At 63.7% G+C, this 19,961-nt stretch carries 21 protein-coding genes; 13 read left to right on the forward strand and 8 right to left on the reverse strand.

Going from position 1 to position 19,961, the window contains the following annotated elements:
• Positions 1 to 20: 20 nt before the first annotated feature.
• From fabI to ROS217_RS18535, 8 genes are all read left to right on the forward strand, one after another.
• Complete coding sequence (gene fabI, locus ROS217_RS18500) at positions 21 to 827, forward strand: enoyl-ACP reductase FabI (RefSeq protein WP_009819326.1); 807 nt, start codon at positions 21 to 23, stop codon at positions 825 to 827.
• An 11-nt stretch (positions 828 to 838) separates the two neighbouring features.
• Positions 839 to 1,444: a LysE family translocator gene (locus ROS217_RS18505; protein WP_009819327.1), complete on the forward strand. Its 606-nt coding sequence runs from the start codon at positions 839 to 841 to the stop codon at positions 1,442 to 1,444.
• 4 nt (positions 1,445 to 1,448) lie between these two features.
• Positions 1,449 to 1,946 carry a xanthine phosphoribosyltransferase gene (gene gpt / locus ROS217_RS18510; protein WP_009819328.1) on the forward strand — a complete coding sequence of 166 codons (498 nt, stop codon included), beginning with the start codon at positions 1,449 to 1,451 and terminating at the stop codon, positions 1,944 to 1,946.
• A gap of 1 nt (position 1,947) precedes the next feature.
• Positions 1,948 to 3,153, forward strand: a complete 1,206-nt coding sequence (locus ROS217_RS18515) for an aminotransferase (protein WP_009819329.1) — start codon at positions 1,948 to 1,950, stop codon at positions 3,151 to 3,153.
• Between the two features lie 46 nt (positions 3,154 to 3,199).
• On the forward strand, positions 3,200 to 5,044 hold the full coding sequence (locus tag ROS217_RS18520) for a peptidyl-prolyl cis-trans isomerase (RefSeq protein ID WP_040650750.1): 1,845 nt from the start codon (positions 3,200 to 3,202) through the stop codon (positions 5,042 to 5,044).
• A gap of 11 nt (positions 5,045 to 5,055) precedes the next feature.
• A complete protein-coding gene (gene trpE, locus ROS217_RS18525) occupies positions 5,056 to 6,567 on the forward strand; it encodes an anthranilate synthase component I (RefSeq protein WP_009819331.1) in 1,512 nt (503 codons plus the stop codon).
• Between the two features lie 92 nt (positions 6,568 to 6,659).
• Complete coding sequence (locus ROS217_RS18530) at positions 6,660 to 7,277, forward strand: sulfurtransferase (RefSeq protein WP_009819332.1); 618 nt, start codon at positions 6,660 to 6,662, stop codon at positions 7,275 to 7,277.
• Between the two features lie 38 nt (positions 7,278 to 7,315).
• Positions 7,316 to 7,858, forward strand: coding sequence for a pseudouridine synthase (locus tag ROS217_RS18535; protein WP_009819333.1), 543 nt, complete (start codon positions 7,316 to 7,318; stop codon positions 7,856 to 7,858).
• Positions 7,859 to 7,868: 10 nt separating this feature from the next.
• Here the strand turns inward: ROS217_RS18535 and ROS217_RS18540 are convergent, their stop codons facing one another.
• A complete protein-coding gene (locus tag ROS217_RS18540; RefSeq protein ID WP_040651713.1) occupies positions 7,869 to 8,612 on the reverse strand; it encodes a HisA/HisF-related TIM barrel protein in 744 nt (247 codons plus the stop codon).
• A 132-nt stretch (positions 8,613 to 8,744) separates the two neighbouring features.
• Positions 8,745 to 10,214 carry a divergent polysaccharide deacetylase family protein gene (locus tag ROS217_RS18545; RefSeq protein WP_254656456.1) on the reverse strand — a complete coding sequence of 490 codons (1,470 nt, stop codon included), beginning with the start codon at positions 10,212 to 10,214 and terminating at the stop codon, positions 8,745 to 8,747.
• A gap of 135 nt (positions 10,215 to 10,349) precedes the next feature.
• Between ROS217_RS18545 and ROS217_RS18550 the strand changes: the two genes are divergently transcribed.
• Genes ROS217_RS18550 through ROS217_RS18570 form a run of 5 tightly spaced genes read left to right on the forward strand, consistent with a single transcriptional unit; the run spans position 10,350 to position 14,407 of the window.
• A complete protein-coding gene (locus tag ROS217_RS18550) occupies positions 10,350 to 10,931 on the forward strand; it encodes an anthranilate synthase component II (RefSeq protein WP_009819336.1) in 582 nt (193 codons plus the stop codon).
• Positions 10,928 to 11,950, forward strand: a complete 1,023-nt coding sequence (trpD, locus tag ROS217_RS18555; RefSeq protein ID WP_009819337.1) for an anthranilate phosphoribosyltransferase — start codon at positions 10,928 to 10,930, stop codon at positions 11,948 to 11,950. Before ROS217_RS18550 ends, trpD begins: the two co-directional genes overlap by 4 nt.
• A complete protein-coding gene (gene trpC / locus ROS217_RS18560) occupies positions 11,947 to 12,762 on the forward strand; it encodes an indole-3-glycerol phosphate synthase TrpC (protein ID WP_009819338.1) in 816 nt (271 codons plus the stop codon). The genes trpD and trpC overlap by 4 nt, the downstream gene beginning before the upstream one ends.
• Complete coding sequence (gene moaC, locus ROS217_RS18565) at positions 12,762 to 13,238, forward strand: cyclic pyranopterin monophosphate synthase MoaC (RefSeq protein WP_009819339.1); 477 nt, start codon at positions 12,762 to 12,764, stop codon at positions 13,236 to 13,238. Before trpC ends, moaC begins: the two co-directional genes overlap by 1 nt.
• Entirely contained in the window at positions 13,235 to 14,407 is a 1,173-nt protein-coding gene (locus ROS217_RS18570; protein WP_009819340.1) for a molybdopterin molybdotransferase MoeA, read from the forward strand. The genes moaC and ROS217_RS18570 overlap by 4 nt, the downstream gene beginning before the upstream one ends.
• 88 nt (positions 14,408 to 14,495) lie before the next feature.
• Here ROS217_RS18570 and rseP read toward each other — a convergent pair whose 3' ends face one another.
• The 6 genes from rseP to pyrH are packed head-to-tail and all read right to left on the reverse strand — an operon-like array spanning position 14,496 to position 19,887.
• Complete coding sequence (gene rseP, locus ROS217_RS18575) at positions 14,496 to 15,845, reverse strand: RIP metalloprotease RseP (RefSeq protein WP_009819341.1); 1,350 nt, start codon at positions 15,843 to 15,845, stop codon at positions 14,496 to 14,498.
• A gap of 3 nt (positions 15,846 to 15,848) precedes the next feature.
• On the reverse strand, positions 15,849 to 17,027 hold the full coding sequence (gene dxr / locus ROS217_RS18580) for a 1-deoxy-D-xylulose-5-phosphate reductoisomerase (protein ID WP_009819342.1): 1,179 nt from the start codon (positions 17,025 to 17,027) through the stop codon (positions 15,849 to 15,851).
• Positions 17,024 to 17,803 (reverse strand): phosphatidate cytidylyltransferase, encoded by a 780-nt coding sequence (locus tag ROS217_RS18585; RefSeq protein WP_009819343.1) that lies wholly within the window; start codon positions 17,801 to 17,803, stop codon positions 17,024 to 17,026. The genes dxr and ROS217_RS18585 overlap by 4 nt, the downstream gene beginning before the upstream one ends.
• The gene (locus ROS217_RS18590) at positions 17,800 to 18,525 is read right to left on the reverse strand and encodes an isoprenyl transferase (RefSeq protein WP_040651715.1); all 726 of its coding nucleotides are present in this window, start codon (positions 18,523 to 18,525) and stop codon (positions 17,800 to 17,802) included. Before ROS217_RS18590 ends, ROS217_RS18585 begins: the two co-directional genes overlap by 4 nt.
• A gap of 17 nt (positions 18,526 to 18,542) precedes the next feature.
• Positions 18,543 to 19,106 (reverse strand): ribosome recycling factor, encoded by a 564-nt coding sequence (frr, locus tag ROS217_RS18595; RefSeq protein ID WP_009819345.1) that lies wholly within the window; start codon positions 19,104 to 19,106, stop codon positions 18,543 to 18,545.
• A 49-nt stretch (positions 19,107 to 19,155) separates the two neighbouring features.
• Positions 19,156 to 19,887 carry a UMP kinase gene (gene pyrH, locus ROS217_RS18600; RefSeq protein WP_217623018.1) on the reverse strand — a complete coding sequence of 244 codons (732 nt, stop codon included), beginning with the start codon at positions 19,885 to 19,887 and terminating at the stop codon, positions 19,156 to 19,158.
• Between the last annotated feature and the right edge of the window lie 74 nt (positions 19,888 to 19,961).

The raw sequence follows: 19,961 nt of genomic DNA on the forward strand, positions 1-19,961 counted from the left end.
GTGATGGCCGGGGGCTGGGAATGTCGAATAATCTGATGGCGGGAAAACGCGGGCTGATCATGGGGCTCGCCAATGACAAATCAATCGCCTGGGGCATTGCCCGCGCCTGTGCCGATGCAGGCGCAGAGCTTGCCTTCAGCTATCAGGGGGATGCGCTCAAAAAGCGGGTCGATCCTCTGGCAGCGGAACTGGGGTCAACCATCGTCCTGCCCTGCGATGTGGGCAACATGGCCTCGGTCGATCAGCTCTTTACCGACCTGCACAGCCACTGGGACAGCCTCGATTTCGTGGTCCATGCCATCGGCTTTTCCGACAAGAACGAATTGCGCGGGCGCTATGTCGACACCAGCCGCGACAATTTCCTGATGACCATGGACATCTCGGTCTATTCCTTCACCGCCGTGATGCAGCGCGCGGAAAAGATGATGGGCGAGGGTGGGTCGGCCCTCACCCTCACCTATTACGGCGCCGAACAGGTCATGCCGCATTACAACGTGATGGGGGTGGCCAAGGCCGCTCTTGAGGCATCGGTCAAATACATGGCCGAGGATCTGGGTAAGGACGGCATCCGCGTCAACGCCATCAGCGCGGGACCGATTAAGACGCTGGCCGCCTCCGGCATCGGCGATTTCCGCTATATCCTCAAGTGGAACGAATTGAATTCCCCCCTGCGCCGCAACGTGACCATCGACGACGTCGGCCGCTCCGCACTCTACATGCTCAGCGACTTGGGCTCGGGCGTCACCGGCGAGACGCTGCATGTCGACGCAGGCTACCATATCGTCGGGATGAAGGCCGTGGACGCCCCCGACATCGACGCAACCTGAGAGGCGCCCCCATGACCGCGTTCGATCTCCTGGCCTTTAACGCGGTTCTCGCCGCCGCCATCCTCAGCCCCGGTCCGGCTCTGCTCTTTGCCCTGCGGACCGCGCTGGCCGATGGGCGCGGCGCAGGTATTGCGGCCGGTTTGGGCCTTGGCCTCGTCGCTGCACTCTGGACACTGGCGGCTCTCTTGGGACTAGAGGCGCTCTTCAGCCTTTTTCCCTGGGCCTATATGGCGCTGAAACTCGCCGGGGCCGCCTATCTGCTCTATATCGCCTGGAGCACATGGCGCGCCGCCCGTCAGCCCGTGACCGAGGGTCCGCGCAAACCACGCGGGCGCGCATTTCTGGATGGCGTCCTGATCAACCTCGGCAATCCGAAATCCGCGCTCTTCGCCGCCTCGGTTCTGGTTGTGATCTTTCCCAAGGGACTATCGGCGCTGGAAATTGCGCTCATCACCGCCAATCACATGATCGTTGAGTGGCTCTTTTACGCGGGCTTCGCCACGCTTCTGAGCGGGGCACAGGCCCGCCGCGCCTATCTCGGCGCGAAACCCTTGATCGACCGCGCGGCAGCCCTGCTGATGGGCGCGCTCGGGCTGAAACTCTTGCTGAGCAGGTAACGACATGATGGACCGCCTCCCCCATGAAAAGGGCTTTCACGTAAGCTGGGATCAGTTGCACCGCGACGCCCGCGCCCTTGCATGGCGATTGCAGGACAAGACGCCCGAAGACGGCTGGCGCGCCGTGGTGGCGATCACACGCGGCGGCATGGCCCCGGCGATGATCGTCGCGCGTGAACTGGACATTCGCACCGTCGACACGATCAGCGTCAAATCCTACAACCACCAGACCCAGACCGCACCCGTGGTGATCAAATCCCCGGATATGGCGATCATGGGCGATGGTGCGGGCGTCCTGATCGTCGATGATCTGGTGGACACTGGCCGCACGCTCGAGGTGGTGCGCCAGCATCTGCCACTGGCGCATGTCGCGACGGTCTACGCCAAGCCGATGGGCCGCGCACAGGTCGACACCTTTGTGACCGAAGTCAGTCAGGACACCTGGATCTTCTTCCCTTGGGATATGGCGCTGCAATATGTCGAACCCTACCGGGGCACCTGACATGACCAACCCGCCCCGCACCGCCTGCACCTTTTCGCCGCCTGTGATGGAGGCGCGGCGCTGGCTCGACGGGGTGACTTTCCCGCCCGAGCGTCCGCTCATCAACGTAAGCCAAGCCGCCCCCGTGGCCCCGCCCCCCGAGGCGCTGCGCCGCGCGGTGGCCGAGGCGGCGCTGAACGATCCGCAAGCGCATCTTTACGGCCCCGTCCTCGGCCTGCCCGATCTGCGCGCCGAGGTGGCGGCGCAATGGTCCGCCACCTATGGCGGCATCGTCGTCCCCCCTCAGGTCGCCATCACCTCTGGCTGCAATCAGGCCTTTTGCGCGGCCATCACCACGCTCTGTGCCGAAGGGGATGAGGTTATTCTACCAACCCCTTGGTATTTCAACCATAAAATGTGGCTCGACATGGCAGGTGTGCGCGCTGTCGCGCTGCCTGCGGGAGCGGAACTATTGCCCGATCCGGATCATGCGGCGGCGCTCATCACGCCGCGCACCCGTGCCATCGTGCTCGTGACCCCCAACAATCCGGGCGGCGTGGAATATCCCGCCGACCTCACGCACGCGTTCTACACGTTGGCCAAAGAGCGCGGTCTTGCCCTTATCGTCGATGAAACCTATCGCGATTTCGATGCCCGGCCCGGGGCGGGCCATGATCTCTTTCACGATCCCGACTGGGCCGATACCCTCATTCAGCTCTATTCCTTTTCCAAGGCCTACCGCCTGACCGGGCACCGCGTCGGCGCAATGGTGGCGTCCCCGACCCGTCTGGCCGAGGTCGAGAAATTCCTCGACACGGTCACGATCTGCCCGAACCAACTGGGCCAGATCGCGGCCCTCTGGGGCATGCGCAACCTTGGCCAATGGCTGGCAGGCGAGCGCGCCGAAATCCTCGACCGGCGCGCGGCCATCCATGACAACATGCCCAAACTCGCCGGGCAGGGCTGGCGACTCTTGGGGTGTGGTGCCTATTTCGCCTATATGGCACATCCCTTCGCCATGGCCTCCAACCAACTGGCACAGGCGCTGGTGCCCGAGGCGGGTATCCTGCTTCTTCCCGGCACCATGTTCCGGCCCTCCGACGACCCACAGGGCGCACGCGAATCGCGCGTGGCCTTCGCCAATCTAGACCGTGCCGGCATCGACACGCTCTTTGACCGGCTGAGCGCGCTCCGCTGGCCTCTTGTCCCGAGCGGCGACACCGCGTAGACAGTCGCCCAAGCAGGCAGAAGCCACAAACGGACAGGGGGCCATCATGGCGGTCAAAGGTATTTCCAAAGGCGCAATGTGGGTTCTGATGGGGCTCTTGATCGCGGGCCTCGCCGGGTTTGGCGCGACCAACCTCTCTGGCACCGTACGCAGCGTCGGTCATGTCGGCACGGCCGAGATTGACCTGACCACCTATGCCCGCGCATTGCAGAACGAAATCCGCGCGCTCGAGGCAGAGCGCGGCTCCGCCATCAGCCTTGCCGAGGCCCGCGCGGCCGGCGTCGATACCGATGTGCTGTCGCGCCTCATCGCCCGCGCCGCATTGGAACACGAGGCCGATCGTCTGGGGCTGTCTATCGGCGACGCGAACCTGCGCGAGCAGATTGTCGAGATTCCGGCCTTTCAGGGACTGGACGGCAGCTTTGACCGCGAGGCCTATCGCTTTGCCCTCGACCAAGCCGGGCTGAACGAGACCCAGTTCGAGGAAAACATCCGCGCCGAAACGGCGAGCACATTGGTGCAGGCCGCGGCCCTTGCCGGGTTACAAACCCCTGCGACCTACCTGGACACGATGATGACCTATCTGGCAGAGCGTCGCAGTCTGGCCTTTGCCGTTCTGGATCGCAGCGCGTTGCAATCCGGCCTGCCCGTCCCCTCGGAAGAGGATTTGCAAGCCTATCATCAGGCCAATCTCCCGAGCTTCACCACACCTGAAACCAAGAAAATCGCCTTTGCGTGGATCACGCCCGCCATGATCATCGACAGTGTTGAGGTCGAAGAGGCCGCCTTGCGCGACGCCTATGCCGAACGTGAGGCAGAGTTCAACCTGCCGGAGCGGCGGCTGGTGGAACGTCTGATCTTTGCCGATACCGAGGCCGCTACCCGCGCCCGAGCCCGCATTGACGAGGGGATAGCCCTCGAAATGCTCGTCTCCGAGCGCGGATTAGAGATGTCCGATGTCGATCTGGGCGATGTCGCACGCGAGGATCTCGGCAGCGCTGCGGAGCCAGTCTTTTCGGCCGAGGCCGGAGAGGTGGTTGGCCCGATTGACACCAGTCTTGGCCCAGCTCTCTTTCGCGTCAACGCCATTCTAGCGGCTCAAGTCACCCCGTTTGAAGAGGCAGAGCCGCAGCTGCGCGATCAACTTGCCGGTGACCGCGCCCGCCGCGTGATCGAAGCGCAGATCGACACCGTAGACGATCTTCTCGCCGGGGGGGCGACGCTCGAAGATGTGGCCAAGGAAACCAACATGGAACTTGGCAGCATCGACTGGCACCCCGGCCTGACCGAAGGCATGGCGGCCTATGACAGCTTCCGCGAGGCCGCCGATGCCGTAGCAACGGGCGATTACCCGGAGGTCGTGCAGCTCGCCGATGGCGGCATCTTTGCCCTGCGTCTCGACGGCATCGACGAACCACGCGTTCAGCCGCTTGAGGATGTCCGTGACGCGGTTCTGAACGGCTGGCGTACCAAAGCGACAGTAGAGGCGCTCAAGACCCAAGTGGAGCCGCAACTCGCAGAGTTGCGCGCCGGGGCGAGCTTTGCCGATCTCGGCCTGACCGCGACCGACATCAGCAACATGACCCGCCGCGATTACCGCCCCGAGGCTCCGGCCGAATTCATCGACACCGTGTTTGACATGGAAGAGGGAGAGGTTCGCGTGATCGAGGGCGAAGGCCGTCTTTTCGTCCTGCGACTCGACAGCATCGCGCCGCCCGCTGAGGATGCCGAAGACGAGGATCTCACCCGCCTGCGCTCAGCGCTTCAGGATCAGGTGGCCGGCGATCTTGGTCAGGATCTCTTTCAGGTGCTGGCTAACGATATCCGAGCCCGCGCGGGTGTCGAACTCAATCAGGCGGCCCTCAACGCCGTGCATGCCAATTTCAACTGAGGACCGCCCAATTGGAACTGACCCCGTCCTTCGAGGCATTCGCCCGCGCCTATGAGGCTGGCGAAAATCAGGTGGTGCATGCGCGGCTTGCGGCCGATCTCGACACGCCCGTGTCGCTCATGCTCAAGCTGACAGGCGCCGCGCGCGACGCCTTCCTGCTCGAATCCGTGACCGGCGGCGAATTGCGCGGGCGCTATTCCATCATCGGCCTGAAACCCGATGTGATCTGGCAATGCCACGGCACCGCCAGCCGCATCAATCGTCAGGCGCGGTTCGATCACGACGACTTCGAGGATCAGTCTGGCGACCCGCTCGACAACCTGCGCGCCTTGATTGCCGAGAGCCGCATCGCTTTGCCCGAGGGCATGCCCGCCGCCAGCGCCGGGCTCTTTGGCTATCTTGGCTATGACATGATCCGGCTGGTCGAACACCTACCGAATGTGAACCCGGACCCGCTTGGCCTGCCCGATGCCGTGATGCTGCGCCCATCCGTGATTGCCGTGCTCGACGGCGTCAAGGGCGAGGTGATGGTTGTGGCCCCCGCTTGGGTCGGCACCGGGCAATCGGCACGCGCGGCCTATGCGCAAGCCGCCGAGCGGGTGATGGACGCGGTGCGTGATCTGGAACGCGCCTTGCCGCAATCCAGCCGCAGCTTGGGCGAGGCGCATGAAGACGCAGCGCCCGTGTCGAATTTCACCCGAGAGGCCTACAAGGCCGCCGTGGACAAGGCCAAGGATTACATTCGCGCGGGCGACATCTTTCAAGTGGTCCCCTCACAGCGCTGGACTCAGCCTTTTCGCCAACCTCCATTTTCACTTTACCGATCTTTACGGCGGACAAACCCGTCACCATTCATGTTTTTCTTTCACTTTGGCGACTTTCAGGTGATTGGGGCCAGCCCCGAAATCCTCGTCCGCGTCTTCGGCCAAGAGGTAACGATCCGCCCCATCGCAGGCACCCGTCCTCGCGGCGCGACACCCGAAGAAGACCGCGCACTTGAGGCTGATCTTCTGGCGGATCAAAAGGAACTGGCCGAGCATCTCATGCTGCTTGATCTGGGGCGCAATGACGCGGGCCGCGTCTGCAAGGTCGGCACCGTGCATCCGACCGAGAAGTTCATCATCGAGCGCTACAGCCACGTCATGCATATCGTCTCGAACGTCGTGGGTGTGTTGGCCGAGGATCAGGACGCGCTGAGCGCCCTCCTTGCCGGTCTGCCAGCGGGCACGGTCTCCGGCGCGCCCAAGGTCCGCGCGATGGAGATCATCGACGAATTGGAACCCGAGAAACGCGGCGTCTACGGCGGCGGCGTTGGGTATTTCAGCTCAGGCGGCGATATGGATGTCTGCATCGCCCTGCGCACCGCCGTCGTCAAGGATGAAAAGCTCTATATTCAGGCGGGCGGCGGCGTGGTCTATGACAGCGACCCCGAGGCGGAATATATGGAAACCGTCCATAAATCCAACGCCATCCGGCGGGCCGCAGCCGATGCCGCACGCTTTGGCGGCGACAACAACGGCTGATCCCATTTGACTCAGGTCAAGGCGTGCGCGCTTTTGCCAGCATAGCTCTGTTATATCACATTCCAATCGAGGAATATAACGGAGGGAAGCCAATGATCCGCATGACCCGATTCGTCGCCCCGGCCCTTGTGGCCCTCGCCCTGGCCCTTGCACCGCTCTCCAGCGCCGCCGGGGGTGCCCTACACCTGCAAGACCCCATCGCCGCTGAGACCCTGAGCAAGAGCAAACAGACCACCCCCGGCCTCTACATCACCGCCGCCGACGCAGGCCGCGTGCTGGGCCAACACCCCAACGTGGCGCTTATCGACGTGCGCACCCCGTCCGAGGTGAACCTGATCGGCTATGCCACCGCCGCCGCCGCCAATATCCCCTCGAAACTGATGGACCCCGCCCTCGCCTTCGACGCCAAAAAGGGCGCATACAAGATGGTGGACAACCCCGCCTTCGTGGACGAAATGACGGCGTGGCTCGCCAGCGACGCCGCCGCAGGCGTGGATACCCTGCTGGTGATGTGCCGCTCTGGGTCGCGCAGCGCCGAGGCCATCGCCAAACTGGTCGAGGCCGGTGTCGATGTGACGCTCTACAACGTCGTCGACGGCTTTGAGGGCGACACAAACGACGCAGGCGCGCGCGCGGTCAATGGCTGGCGCAACGCCGGCCTGCCGTGGGCCTACAAGATCCGCGAAGGCCTGCGCCCCGGCTATAACTGACACTTGCGGTGGGCCTTGCCCTCGGGCAAGACAGGGACATGGCCCGCCTCATCCTCTTCAACAAACCCTATGACGTGCTGTCGCAATTCACCGGTCGCGGCTCTGCGGATAGCCCCCGCGCGACGCTCTCGGATTTCATCGACGTGCCGCGCGTCTATCCCGCCGGGCGCCTCGACCGCGACAGCGAGGGGCTCTTGGTGCTGACCGATGATGGCCAACTTCAAGCGCGGATCGCAAACCCCCGTTTCAAAACTGAAAAAACCTATTTCGCCCAGGTCGAAGGCCTGCCCGATGATGCGACCCTTGCGGCGCTGCGCCAAGGCGTGACGCTTAACGATGGTCCAACGCGCCCCGCGCGCGTGGACCGGATGGAGCCGCCAACCCTCTGGCCGCGCACGCCACCTGTCCGCTTCCGCAAATCCGTGCCGGACTGCTGGCTGAAACTGACGATCTCCGAGGGGCGCAACCGTCAGGTGCGCCGCATGACCGCCCATATCGGCCACCCCACCCTGCGTCTCATCCGCTGGCGCATCGGCGACTGGACCCTGGATGGCATCGGCCCCGGCCAGTGGCGGGGCTGACACCGCGGGGTCAGATAAACTCGGCCTTCGCTTCAGGCACCGCCCGCGCGACCTCCAGAGCCTCGGCCAGATCGACATCCTTGGACAATAGCGCGCGCCCGATGAGTGCCCCAGCGATATTGGGAATATAGCGCAACCGCGACACATCATCGACCGTGCGCACCGTGCCACGCGCAATCACCGCATGCCGCGTCTTGGCTGCCAGCCCAGAAATCACCCCGAGACTGCCGTCACTATCCTCGATATCGGCATCAATATCGGTAATCAAAAGACCTGCCAGCGGCACACCGTCAAAGGCCGCAATGAATTCGGCCGGACCAAAGGCGGAGGCCGTGCGCCAGCCATCCGTCATCAACTGACCCTGATAGATATCCACGGCCACAACGATCTGATCCGGGTGATATTTGGCCAGGGCCTTGACCGCCTCAGGATCCTGTATCGCCATCGTGCCCAGCACAATCCGCCCCGCGCCTTTGTCGATCCAGCGCTCCACCGCCTCACGCGACCGAAAACCGCCGCCCAATTGCACCGGAATACCCACGGCACGGATGATCTGCTCGATGAGATCATTATTGTCCACCGCGCCACGCAGCCCGCTCATATCCGTAAGATGCATCCATTCGGCGCCCGCCGCCACGAACCCGCGCGCGGTCTCGACCGGATCCAAATGCCATCGCACCGGCTCATTCAGCCGTCCCCGAGTCAGGGTGACACATTTGCCATCGAGAATTTCCAAGGTGGGATAGAGGATCATCACCATGCCCTTTCGCTATGGGTGTGAGCATATCCTGAGGTCAAACCACCCCTCCGGCTGTCTCCGGTGCGGCATGATACGCGCGTTTAGCGGCCTGAGCGGCACAGGCCCTCTTGGCATCCCTCCCCCGGATCAGTCCGACCGCAGCACCGCCGACACGGGTGCCAGCGCCACGCTCGCGGCCCGGTCCTGCAATCCCCACAAGAGCAGCGCGCTGATCGTGTCCGCCCGCATCCGGCCCAACATGATCACGCCCTCCTCCTGCTGATCCGCCTTCATTGCGGCCTGATCCAGAAATCGTCGAATCGCAGCGGCATTCTGCCCCTCCCCGTCAAAATCCCGGAACAGACTGGCCGAAGGCACGCCTTCCCGCGCAATCAGTTTTTGCGCGGTGTTCAGCCCATTGGGATGCATCACCAACCCATGCCCGCTCTCCTTGAGAATCGGAGCCAGTTGCGCACTCGCCTCGCGGCTCGATTGCAAGCCGGTGCCGGTGCCCTCCAGCACGGCCACCGCCTGCGGCACCTGAGCGAACCATGCCTGCATCGCGACCTCTGCATCCTCGGGGCGCGCACCCTCTGGCAGATCGGTCATCGCCAAGACCTCGAATCCGGCAGCGCGGTACCGTTCCGCCGCAGCGGCCGCCCCGGGCCATCCGACATCGACCGCGAAATTCAACGGATAGGGAAAACTCTGAAGCGCCTCGAGCCCAATCGGGCTCTTCCCGTCATCCATGAGGATGATCGCCATCAGAGGCTTGCCCTCGGGATTGTCGAACGCCACCCGATTGCGGGCCAGAGCCCCCTCCTGCGTCACGGGCTCCACCGCCGCCTCGACCTCTGGCGCCGGGTCAGCCAGACTGGGGAGGCGATTTGTCGTCACCCCGTCCGCGCGGTTGCCAATGGTCCCGAGTGCGGGCAGCGTCTTAGAGACGGTCTCGTCTTCGGGCGCGGTTGCCGTCGCCGCCTGCGCTTCGGCCTCCGGTGACATATCCGTCATGTCGTCCCCATCGGATGCCTCTGGAATGAGCACTGGGGCTGGTTCTTCTTCAGGAAAGATCGACATGTCAGTCTCTGCCTCGGCAGCGTCCGCCGCGTCTTCTTGCGGCACGCTCACACCGGCGCTCTCTTCCTCCGGTTCCGGGGCGGGCGGCTGCGCCGGATCAGTCGAGATCGCCAAGGACTCCTCGCTGGACGGCACGTCTGGCGGCGACAGCAGCGGGCTGGGCAGCACCGGATCATCCGTCTGCACCGCAACGCCAGAAGTCTCGCCCCCGACCGAAGGGGCCGCAGCCAGCTCCGCCGCCTCGCCGGTCTCAGGAGACTGGGACGGCGTGGTATCCGCGCCGACAGAGGCCAGATCATCCGGTGTGGGCGGTGCGACTTGCGACACAACCCCACTTTCAGGCGCGCTCTGCGCCTCTGGCAAGGCCGCTTGCTCATCTTCTCGCCGAAGGTCGAACCCTGATCCGGCTGGCACCTCTAGGCTCACCGCCTCTGGCGGAGTGACGCCCGGTCCCCCGCTCAGAACCGACAGCGTGCCCAAGGCCAGTCCCGAGACCAGCGTTCCCGTCATCATGCCTGCCAATACCCCGCGTGCCACTGCCTTTGCCCCCGTATCTGCCTGTTTTGCCTGTTATCCGGCCTAGCGCCTCTTGACGGTACCGCGCAAGACTGAACAAGTATACCGCGACCGGGCCCTTGGCCTCCAGCCCCCTTTGCATGAGGACAGGCGCGAATGCTGCTCTTGATCGACAACTACGACAGTTTCACCTATAATCTCGTCCATTACGTCGGCGAATTGGGTGCAGAAACCCGCGTTCTGCGCAACGATGCGCTCAATGTGCAAGAGGCGATGGCGATGCACCCCGATGGGATCCTGCTGTCGCCCGGTCCCTGCGACCCGGATCAGGCGGGCATCTGCCTGCCGCTGACACTGGCCGCCGCCGAGGCGGGGATTCCCCTGCTTGGCGTCTGCCTTGGACATCAGACCATCGGTCAGGCCTTTGGCGGCAAGGTCATCCGCCACTCCGAAATCGTGCATGGCAAGATGGGCCAGATCCATCATCAGGGCAAAGGCGTCTTTGCCGGTCTGCCCTCACCCTTCGAGGCCACGCGCTATCACTCGCTGGTGGTGGAACGCTCCAGCCTGCCCGATTGCCTCGAGATTACCGCAGAACTGGCCGATGGCACCATCATGGGGCTGCAACACCGCGATTTGCCAATCCAGGGCGTGCAGTTTCACCCCGAATCCATCGCCTCGCAACACGGTCACGCCCTGCTCAAGAACTTCATCGACATGATGCAGGTCCCGGCATGAGCGACCGGCTCAAACCCTTGATCGGCGCGGCCGCCGACCGGTCGCTCACGCGACAAGAGGCCGAAATCGCCTTTCAGATTCTCTTTGAAGGCGAGGCAACACCGGCCCAGACCGGCGGCTTTCTCATGGCCTTGCGCACCCGTGGCGAGACGGTCGATGAATATGCCGCCGCCGCCGCCGTGATGCGCGCCAAATGCAACGCGGTGCGCGCACCAGAGGGCGCGATGGACATTGTCGGCACCGGCGGCGATGGCAAGGGCACGCTCAATATCTCGACCGCGACGGCCTTTGTGGTGGCGGGTGCTGGCGTGCCGGTGGCCAAGCATGGCAATCGCAATCTCTCGTCCAAATCTGGTGCTGCGGATGCGCTGACCGAGATGGGAATCAAGGTCATGGTCGGCGTCCCCGTGGTCGAACGCGCACTCAGGGAGGTGGGCATCGCCTTTATGATGGCGCCCATGCATCACCCGGCCATGGCGCATGTCGGCCCGGTGCGCACCGAGTTGGGCACCCGGACCATTTTCAACATCCTCGGCCCCCTCACCAACCCCGCAGGCGTCAAACGCCAACTCACCGGTGCCTTTTCCCGCGACCTCATCCGTCCCATGGCCGAAACGCTGGGCCAATTGGGGTCAACCCGCGCTTGGCTCGTGCATGGCTCGGACGGCACAGATGAGATGACGATCACCGGCGTCTCCTGGGTCGCGGCCCTCGAAGAAGACGGCAGCATCCGCGAGACCGAATTGCACCCCGAGGATTTCGGGTTGCCCGTGCATCCCTTTGAGGCCATCTTGGGTGGCACCCCGGCGGAAAACGCCACCGCGCTGCGCGCGCTGCTCGATGGGGCACCCGGCGCTTACCGCGATGCCGTCCTGCTCAACGCCGCTGCGGCCCTGACCGTGGCGGGACATGCCAGCGACCTGCGTGATGGCGTGGCCCAGGCTGTCGAGAGCATCGACAGCGGCGCGGCCCGCGCGAAACTCACCGCTCTGGCGAAACTGACATCGGAGACCGTATGACCAGCCCGACCATTCTGGACAAGATCAAAGCCTACAAACTCGAGGAAATCGCGGCAGCCAAGGCCGACCATCCCACCTCTGAAATCGAAACATTGGCCAACGAAGCGCCCCCGGTGCGCCCCTTCGCCGAGGCGCTGCACAAAGCCAGCAAGTCCGGTTACGGTCTCATTACCGAGATCAAAAAGGCCAGCCCGTCCAAGGGGTTGATCCGCGCCGATTTCGATCCGGCCGCTCTGGCAGAGGCCTATGCGACGGGCGGTGCCACATGTCTTTCGGTGCTCACCGACACGCCCAGCTTTCAGGGTGCACCAGACTATCTCAAAGAGGCGCGTGCCGCCTGCGACCTGCCCGTGCTGCGCAAGGATTTCATGTATGACCCCTATCAGGTCGCCGAAGCGCGCGCTTGGGGGGCCGACTGCATTCTGATCATCATGGCCAGCGTATCCGACGCGCAGGCCCTCGAGTTGGAAGAGGCCGCGACGCACTGGGGCATGGATGCCCTGATCGAGGTTCACAACCGCGAAGAGCTTGACCGCGTCGGCCACCTCACGTCGCGGATGGTCGGCATCAACAATCGTGATCTCAACAGCTTTGAAACCTCGCTCGACACCACCCGGCAATTGTCGAAATTCGTCCCCCCCGAGCGGATGATCGTCTGCGAGAGCGGCCTTGCAACGCCTGCCGATCTCTCGGACATGGCCCGCTACGGCGCGCGCAGCTTTCTTATCGGCGAAACCCTGATGCGCGCCGACGATGTGGCACAGGCCACCCGCGACATACTCGCCAATCCGCTCATGCCCGGGGGCTTTTGATGGCAGGGCTCAGCCATTTTGACGGCCAGGGCCATGCCCATATGGTCGATGTCTCTGACAAGGACATCACCGCGCGTGTTGCAGTGGCCGAGGGTCACATCAAGATGGCCCGTGAAACCTTTGATATCATTACCGAAGGTCGTGCCAAAAAGGGCGATGTTCTCGCCGTCGCCCGCCTCGCCGGGATCATGGCGGCCAAGCGGACGCCAGACCTCATCCCGCTCTGCCACCCGCTCTCCATCACCAAGGTCACGGTGGATCTGACACTCGATCCCGAGCTACCCGGCGTGCGCATTGCCGCCACGGTCAAGACCACCGGCCAGACTGGCGTCGAGATGGAGGCTCTCACCGCCGCCTCCGTGGCCGCGCTCACCGTCTATGACATGACCAAGGCGGTAGACAAGGCGATGGAAATCGGCGGCATCCGCGTCATCCTGAAAGATGGCGGAAAATCAGGACGGTATGAGGCGACATGATCACCGTTGACGCGGCTCTCGCGCATCTCTTCAGCCTCGTGCACCCGCTCGACATCGAAGAGGTGCCACTCGCACAGGCTGCGGGCCGTATCCTCGCCCGCGATGTGACTGCGACCCGTGACCAGCCGCCCTTTGCCGCCTCCGCGATGGACGGCTACGCAATCCGCGAAGAAGAAGCCGCACCCGGCGCGCGATTTACCGTCATTGGCGAGGCAGCGGCGGGCCATGCCTATACCGGCACCCTCGACGCAGGCGCGGCAGTGCGCATCTTTACGGGCGCGCCGCTGCCCAAAGGTGCCAGCCGCGTGATAATCCAAGAGGACGTGACCCGCGACGGCGATCAGATCACCCTCAGGGATAAACTGGATACCAAGGACCACATTCGCCCCTTGGGTTGCGATTTCCGCCATGGGCAGGCGATCACAGCCCCCCGCCGCCTGCGCCCCACCGATATCGCCCTTCTGGCCTCGATGAACATCGCCGCCGTGCCGGTGCGCCGCAAACCACAGGTGGCGCTGATGTCCACCGGCGACGAATTGGTCATGCCCGGAGAGACCCCGGGCCCCGATCAGATCATCGCCTCCAACACCTTTGGCCTCAAGGCGCTGCTGGATGCGCTCGGGGCAGAGGCGCGCATCTTGCCCATCGCCCGCGATACCGTGGCCTCACTCACCGCAGGCTTTGCCCTCACCCGAGGGGCCGATCTGATCATCACCATCGGCGGTGCCTCGGTCGGCGATCATGATCTCGTGGGTCGGGTGGCGGGCGATCTGGGCATGGAACGGGCCTTTTACAAGGTCGCCATGCGTCCCGGTAAACCGCTGATGGCCGGTCGCATGAACGGCGCGGCCATGGTCGGCCTGCCGGGCAATCCGGTCTCGGCCATGGTCTGCGGCCATGTGTTCATCGCCCCGATGATAAACGCCATGCTGGGTCTGGGCGCGCAGGCCGCGCCCCGCCTGCGCGCCCCGCTGGCGATCCCCCTGCCACCCAACGGCCCGCGAGAGCATTACATGCGCGCAGCCCTCACACCGGCGGGCATTCACCCCGAGGACAAGCAGGATAGTTCGCTCCTCAGCATCCTCGCCAACGCCGAGGCGCTCATGGTCCGTCCCGCCAGCGACCCGGCTCGCAACGCAGGTGACATGGTCGCGTATCTGCCGCTCTAGGCTAGGCAGGCTCACAGATTGGATTTGGCCGCGATCTCCAAAGCGCGACCTCAAGGCGCGGCATGCGCCACAGCGCAGCGCCCGTCCCTTACGGGCAGAAGATATCGTTGAACAAGGCGAACAGCATCAACGACAGAACCAGCGTCAAGCCCATGGTCATCAGCACCCGCAGCGCGCGCTCACTCGGTGGACGGCCCGACACGGCCTCATAGGCATAAAACACCAGATGCCCCCCATCCAGCACCGGCACCGGAAAGAGATTGAGCAAACCCACAGCCGTTGACAGCACCGCAATGAACCAGACGAAACTCTCCGGCCCTTGGCTCGCCATCGCCCCCGAAACCTGCGCTATGCCAATCGGCCCGGACATGTTGCAACTGCTGATCGCCCCGGTGATCATGTGATAGAGACCCGAAAGCGAGCTCTGGATGATCTCGCCGGTCTGCCCCACCGCATTGCCGACGGCCTCGACCGGACCCAACCGTTCGGTTGCCGGCTCGAACGCCATGCCGCCCGCGATGCCAATGCGCCATTCGGTGCGAAACCCGCCCTCGGGCTGCGGCTCGTCCACCCGGCGCGGTGTGATGTTGACCTCATAGGTCTCGCCCCCCGCGCGCCACAGCGTCAGCGCCAGAGGCGCGCCATTCGATCCCTCAACCACATCCTTGAGCTCTTCAAAGGCCATAACCGGTGTGCCATTGATCGCCGTGATCACATCGCCCGGCTGCAAATCTGCATCGAACGCCGCTGATTGCGGGGCGAGACCGCTGATCAATGGCGGCATAAGCTGCGGCCCCGCCGCAGTAACCCGGCTCCCCGCGCGCTCGACCTCATAGCGCAAGAGCGCTTGCCGCGGCAGCGCGTCAATCAGATCGTCATAGACTTCGCCCACCGCCACATCAGGCAGGCTTTGCCCCTCAATGCTCAGCACCCTGTCACCCGGCTCCAGCGTGATGCCTTCCACCGGCAAGGGTTTCAGCGCACCGACTGTCAAAGGATCAGCGGTTTTGCCGCCGCTCATCATCACGGCGCTGAAAATCAGGATCGACAGGATGAAATTGAACACCGGCCCCGCCGCGACCGTGGCCGTGCGCGCCCAGAGCGGCGCCCCGTGCATGGTCTGGCGCAGGCGCTCCGGCGGCAGCGCCGCCATTGCGGCGCCATCCTTGCCGCTCGCAGCATCGGCATCGCCCAAAAACTTGACAAAGCCGCCAAACGGCAGCGCGGCCAGTTGCCAGCGCGTGCCATGTTTGTCGGTGCGCGCGAAAAGCACCGGGCCAAACCCAAGCGAGAACACCTCGGCTTTGATCCCGGACCAGCGGCCGACGATGTAATGACCATATTCATGCACCGCCACAATCACCGAGAGCGCGACAACAAAGGCCAGTATCGTCAGGAAAACATTACCGAATTGCGGCAGAAAGGTCAGAATATCCAAGCTTTATCCTTGCGTTGTTCGCGTCAACACGACCTGATCGGCCTGCGTCCTTGCCAGATGGTCCATATGGGCCACCACATCAAGGGTCATCTCGGAATTCCGTGCCTCTGGCGCATGGCCGAGTGCGTTCAGCACCTCTTCGACCACCATGTTCATATCGGTAAACCGGATGCGCCCCGCGATGAAATGATCCAGCGCCCGTTCCTTGGCCGCGTTGAAAATCGCACCCGACAGACCGCGCGCCTCCATCACCTCGCGCGCGAGGCGCAGGGCGGGATAGCGCTCGGGATCGGGCGACCGGAATTCCAGCGTGCCGATGGCCGCCAGATCCAGCACCTCGACCGGCAAGGCCTGCCGTTGCGGCCAGTTCAGCGCATAGCCGATCGCATGGCGCATGTCAGGTGGCCCCACATGAGCCATCAGCGCCCCATCGCAGAACCCCACCAGCGCATGTACCAAGGATTGCGGATGGATCAGCACCTCGATCTGCTTGGGGGTAAAGCCAAAGAACTCCCGCGCCTCGATCATTTCCATCGCCTTGTTGAACATCGAGGCGGAATCAATGGTGATCCGCTGCCCCATCGCCCAATTCGGATGCGATGAGGCCTCGGCCACGGTGGCACTCGCCAGTCGCTCCAGCGGCCAATCGCGGAATGCCCCCCCAGAGGCGGTGATGATTACCCGGCTCACGGCGGCAGAATCCTCACCCACCAGCGCCTGAAAGATCGCCGAATGCTCGCTGTCCACCGGCAGGATGGTGGCGCGGTTGGCGCGCGCGGTGCGCATCATCAACGCCCCCGCCGTGACCAGCGATTCCTTGTTGGCCAAGGCCAGCGTCGCGCCCTGCTCCAACGCCGCCAGACCGGGGGCAAGCCCAGCCGCGCCGACAATCGCCGACATCACCCATTGCGCCGGTCGGCGAGCGGCCTCGATCAAGGCTGCCTTGCCCGCCGCCGCCTCAACCTTGCTGCCCTTCAATGCCTCACGCAGCGATACCAGCAGATCGTCATGCGCCGTCACCGCCACATCCGCCCCAAGCGCGATGGCATCGCGGGCCAGCCTGTCGATCTTGCGCCCTCCGGTGAGCGCCACGACGTCATAGGCTCCCGGTGACCGCTTGATCAGATCAATCGTGTTTTGCCCGACAGAGCCGGTTGCCCCCAAAATGGAAATGCGTTTCATGCCACCCCCGGCAAGAGGCCCACGGCCCACAAGATGACAACAACCAGCGCGGCACCCAGCATCGCGTCAAACCGGTCCAACACGCCGCCATGACCGGGAATGAGGTTCGAGCTGTCCTTGACCCCGCGCAGCCGCTTGACCGCACTTTCGGCAATATCGCCCATCTGCCCGGCAAAGCTCACCAGAACCGACAACGGCACCAGCGCCAGCCCCGCACCGGTCGGTGCCGCAAAGATCAATCCAACGCCCGCCGCACCAATCCAACCGGCAATCGTGCCCGACCATGTCTTCTTGGGGCTGTAGCGCGGCCAGAACTTGGGCCCGCCCAACGAGCGCCCCGCGAAATAGCCCGCAACATCAGAGATCACGACCACCGCCACCAGCCACAACACCCAAATCAAACCAGCCTCGGCGCGCAGCGTGCCCATGGCGTAACAGCCCAAGAGCGACCAGATCGCCAGCGCGAAAAACGGCCCGCGTTCCCGCTCGACCGACCTCGACGCGACGACGACCGCCGCCAAGAGGATTGGCAAAACCATGATCCCCGGCAACCACAGCGCCAAGGCCACCGCCACAGCCGCCAGAACGCCAGACCGCAACGCATCTGGGGCCGCGAACATCCGCGCCGCCTCCCAAATCATCGCCCCAGCGAGCACACAGACCAGTGCCGCAAAGGGAACCCCGCCAAGCCAGATTTCAACCGCACCGACAACAATCAGCACGATGCCCGACATCAGACGCGGCCAGAGATCGGTCCAGCGTGCCGCCCCGCTCATGCAGGTGCGGCCCCGAACCGACGATCCCGCGACCCGTATTGTGACAGCAAGCGGGCAAAAACATCCGGGGTGAAATCCGGCCAGAGCGTGTCGATGAACTCATATTCCGCATAGGCCGATTGCCAGAGCAGGAAATTGGAAATCCGCGCCTCGCCAGAGGTGCGGATCACCAGATCGGGATCGGGCAATACGTAAGTATCCAGATAGCGCGGCAGCGTTTCCTCATTGACGTCCTCCGGGCGCAGCCGTCCCTCGGCCACGTCAATCGCCAGGCGCTTGGTGGCGCGCGACACCTCGTCCCGCCCCCCGTAATTGAGCGCGATGGTCAGATTGGTGCCGGTGCAATGCGCGGTCATCGCCTCGGCCTCATCCATCAGATTGCGCAGCTTGGCATCCAGCCGGGGGCGATCACCGATAAACCGCACCTGCACATTCTCGCGCACGAACTCCTGCATTTCCTTCATGATATAGCGGCGAAAGAGACTCATCAGCCCCGCCACCTCGGTCTGTGTCCGCTTCCAGTTTTCCGTGGAAAAAGCAAATATGGTCAGGTACTTGACGCCCAACCCGGGGCAGGACTGCACGATCTCGCGCACCCGCCGCGCGCCGGCGTGATGACCGAACAGGCGCGGTCGCCCGCGCTTTTGCGCCCAGCGGCCATTGCCGTCCATGATGATCGCCACATGGCGCGGCCCCTCGGTCGGGGATGATTTTCCTGCCATGGGCGCGACTTTCGGCATCAGACCTGCATGATCTCCGCTTGTTTGCCGTCCAGAACCTCGTCCACATGCTTGATAAAGCGGTCGGTCAGGCTCTGCACTTCACCTTCCCAGAATTTTTGATCGTCCTCGGACATGCCGTCGGCCTTGGCCTTCTTGATTTGATCCATCCCGTCGCGGCGCACATTGCGCACAGCGACGCGGGCATGTTCGGCATATTGCGCGGCAACCTTGGTCAGCTCTTTGCGGCGCTGCTCGTTCAATTCCGGGATCGGCAGCATGATGATCGTGCCGTTGAGCTGCGGATTGATCCCCAGCCCACTCTCGCGGATGGCCTTTTCGACCTTGCCGACCAGACCCTTGTCCCAGACGTTGATCGTGACCATACGCGGCTCCGGCACGTTGACCGTGCCCACCTGATTGATCGGGGTCTTCTGGCCATAGGCATCGACCATGATCGGCTCCAGCATCGAGGCCGAGGCGCGCCCTGTCCGCAGGGACGCAAATTCGGTCTTGAGCGCGCTCATCGCGCCTTCCATCCGGCGTTCCAGATCGCCCGTGTCGATTTCGATATCTTCCGCCATGTCGTCTTAGTCCTTCTTCCGGCTCTTGTCCTGTCAGCCTTGTTTTGCCTCAACCGTGGACGGTTGTATAGGTGCCCTCACCGGCCAGAATGCCCTTGAACCCGCCCGGTTCGTCAAGAGAGAACACGATAATAGGCAAGTTATTATCCCGCGCCAGCGCAATCGCAGAGGCGTCCATCACGGCCAGATGCTGGGCCAGCACCTCATCATAGGTCACGCGATTATAGCGTTTGGCGTCCGCATACTTGATCGGGTCTTTGTCATAGACACCATCCACCTTGGTTCCCTTGAAGATCGCTTCACAGGCCATTTCATTGGCGCGCAGCGTCGCCGCCGTATCGGTGGTGAAATAGGGGTTTCCGGTGCCCGCCGCAAAGATACAGACGCGCTTTTTCTCCAGATGCCGCACCGCGCGGCGACGAATATAGGGCTCCGCCACCTCGTCCATACGAATGGCGGAAATCACCCGGCAGAACACACCGATTTTTTCCAGCGCCGATTGCATCGCCAGCGCGTTCATCACCGTGGCCAGCATTCCCATGTAATCGGCGGTCGTGCGCTCCATCCCCTGCGCGCTGCCTTGCAACCCGCGAAAGATGTTGCCGCCCCCGATCACCATACAGATCTCGACTCCCAGATCATGCACGATCTTGACCTCGCGCGCGATCCGCTCGACGGTCGGCGGATGCAGCCCATAGCCCAGATCCCCCATCAGCGCCTCCCCGGAAATCTTGAGCATCACGCGGCTGAATTTCGCTCGGTCCGGGCTGGTCATGGGCATTCTCCGCTGCGTCAGGGTAATCGCGCGCAAAATGTCGCAAATGCCGCCCATGTGCAATCGCTGATCACCCCGTT

The sequence above is a fragment of the Roseovarius sp. 217 genome (genome assembly GCF_000152845.1).
GTDB lineage: Bacteria > Pseudomonadota > Alphaproteobacteria > Rhodobacterales > Rhodobacteraceae > Roseovarius.

Coding starts and splice junctions, on each gene's coding strand:
- fabI (WP_009819326.1), top strand. CDS start 21: ATGTCGAATAATCTGATGGCGGGAAAACGCGGGCTGATCATGGGGCTC.
- ROS217_RS18505 (WP_009819327.1), top strand. CDS start 839: ATGACCGCGTTCGATCTCCTGGCCTTTAACGCGGTTCTCGCCGCCGCC.
- gpt (WP_009819328.1), top strand. CDS start 1,449: ATGATGGACCGCCTCCCCCATGAAAAGGGCTTTCACGTAAGCTGGGAT.
- ROS217_RS18515 (WP_009819329.1), top strand. CDS start 1,948: ATGACCAACCCGCCCCGCACCGCCTGCACCTTTTCGCCGCCTGTGATG.
- ROS217_RS18520 (WP_040650750.1), top strand. CDS start 3,200: ATGGCGGTCAAAGGTATTTCCAAAGGCGCAATGTGGGTTCTGATGGGG.
- ROS217_RS18530 (WP_009819332.1), top strand. CDS start 6,660: ATGATCCGCATGACCCGATTCGTCGCCCCGGCCCTTGTGGCCCTCGCC.
- ROS217_RS18535 (WP_009819333.1), top strand. CDS start 7,316: ATGGCCCGCCTCATCCTCTTCAACAAACCCTATGACGTGCTGTCGCAA.
- ROS217_RS18540 (WP_040651713.1), bottom strand. CDS start 8,612: ATGATCCTCTATCCCACCTTGGAAATTCTCGATGGCAAATGTGTCACC.
- ROS217_RS18550 (WP_009819336.1), top strand. CDS start 10,350: ATGCTGCTCTTGATCGACAACTACGACAGTTTCACCTATAATCTCGTC.
- trpD (WP_009819337.1), top strand. CDS start 10,928: ATGAGCGACCGGCTCAAACCCTTGATCGGCGCGGCCGCCGACCGGTCG.
- trpC (WP_009819338.1), top strand. CDS start 11,947: ATGACCAGCCCGACCATTCTGGACAAGATCAAAGCCTACAAACTCGAG.
- moaC (WP_009819339.1), top strand. CDS start 12,762: ATGGCAGGGCTCAGCCATTTTGACGGCCAGGGCCATGCCCATATGGTC.
- ROS217_RS18570 (WP_009819340.1), top strand. CDS start 13,235: ATGATCACCGTTGACGCGGCTCTCGCGCATCTCTTCAGCCTCGTGCAC.
- dxr (WP_009819342.1), bottom strand. CDS start 17,027: ATGAAACGCATTTCCATTTTGGGGGCAACCGGCTCTGTCGGGCAAAAC.
- ROS217_RS18585 (WP_009819343.1), bottom strand. CDS start 17,803: ATGAGCGGGGCGGCACGCTGGACCGATCTCTGGCCGCGTCTGATGTCG.
- ROS217_RS18590 (WP_040651715.1), bottom strand. CDS start 18,525: ATGGCAGGAAAATCATCCCCGACCGAGGGGCCGCGCCATGTGGCGATC.
- frr (WP_009819345.1), bottom strand. CDS start 19,106: ATGGCGGAAGATATCGAAATCGACACGGGCGATCTGGAACGCCGGATG.
- pyrH (WP_217623018.1), bottom strand. CDS start 19,887: ATGCCCATGACCAGCCCGGACCGAGCGAAATTCAGCCGCGTGATGCTC.